This is a genomic window from Cobetia sp. (assembly GCF_983723665.1).
In genome coordinates, this window is sequence record NZ_CFDJES010000079.1 from 12,556 (window position 1) to 13,941 (window position 1,386).

At 67.6% G+C, this 1,386-nt stretch carries 2 protein-coding genes; both read left to right on the forward strand.

Features of this window, described 5'->3' with window-relative positions; translation table 11 throughout:
- Window positions 1–32: 32 nt before the first annotated feature.
- Window positions 33–605, forward strand: a complete 573-nt coding sequence (locus AC4FAH_RS09445) for a hypothetical protein (RefSeq protein ID WP_288987072.1) — start codon at window positions 33–35, stop codon at window positions 603–605.
- Between the two features lie 53 nt (window positions 606–658).
- Window positions 659–1,386: endonuclease V (locus AC4FAH_RS09450; RefSeq protein WP_490245946.1), on the forward strand; the 728-nt coding region annotated here is incomplete at its 3' end.

Here is a 1,386-nt window from a genome sequence, read left to right on the forward strand (position 1 = left end):
TCCACCGCTCATCATTTCCCGAGGATGCCCACATGATCTCTTCACTCGATGCCTTGCGCCGTGGCCTGCAGGCCACGCCTGCCCGCCAGCTGATGCTGTGCGCTCTGCTGGCGACACCCTGGCTGTCGCTCAGTGCGGCCCACGCCGAGTCCGACATGCCGGCCAGCAGCGCCACGCCGGAGATTCGCGTCCCGCTGGTCTCGCTGGAGGCCCTGCGTCTGGCGCCGGTGGTGTCACCGCAGGGCGAGGCGCTGGGCAAGGTCGAGGATGTGCTCAGTGATACCCGTGGTCAGATCCATCGCCTGCTGATTCGCCCTGACGGCGGCGACAAGGCGGCCAGTATCGACTTCGCGCGCTTCACCCGTGAGGCGGTCAGTGACCCGCTGGCGGCCGCGGCGCCCGGCGACATCCGTTACCGACTGGTGCTCGACATGACGCCGGAGCAGCTGACGGCCCGCGCGGACCAGCCGCTTTCCAATCGGCTGTCGCGTCAGCTGGAGCGCAGCATGGGGGAGGTCGGCAATGGGCTGGACACCTTCCGCAATCAGGCGGCGGAGGTGCTGCGTTCACTGGGCAAGCAGCTTGAAGGTGAGGGCGATCGATAGCATCTGAGGGAGAGAGACCCGCAACCGCCGAGAGGGAATGCATGAGTGAGTGGATGACAGCACTGCACGATTGGAATCTCGACCCTGCCGCCGCCGTTGCCAAGCAACGCGAAATGGCCACTCGACTGACGCTGACGCCGCCCTGGGGAGCAAGCCCCGGCGAGTGGCCAGCGACCATCACCGGGGTCGATATCGGCTTCGAGGATGAGGGTGAGGTGACACGCGCGGCGGTGGTGACGCTGGATCTGGCGACGCTGGAGCCCCTCGAGCAGCAGCTGATCCGTCAGCCGACACGCATGCCGTATATTCCGGGCTTGCTGTCGTTTCGGGAGCTGCCCGCCGCCATCGCCGCCCTCGAATCGCTGGAGCGTGCGCCCGAATGCCTGATGGTGGACGGCCATGGCATCGCGCACCCGCGCCGCCTGGGCGTGGCGGCGCATCTCGGCCTGTGGTGTGACCTGCCATCCTTCGGCGTGGCCAAGAAGCGTCTGTGCGGCAAGCATGGCGAACCGGGCGAGGAGCGCGGTGACTGGGTCGCGCTGACGGATCGCGTGCGTGAAGCGGATGGCGAGCTCGGCATCATCGAGAATAGCGAGCTGCCCAAACGCGAACAGCGCAGCCAGCTGGGCGCCGTGCTGCGCTCACGCGCGAAGGTCAAGCCGGTGTTCGTCTCGCCGGGCCAGCGCATGAACTTGGACACAGCGCTGGCGATGACCCTGCACTGTCTGGGCAAGACCAAGCTGCCCGAGCCGACCCGACTGGCGGACCAGCTCGCCAGCCG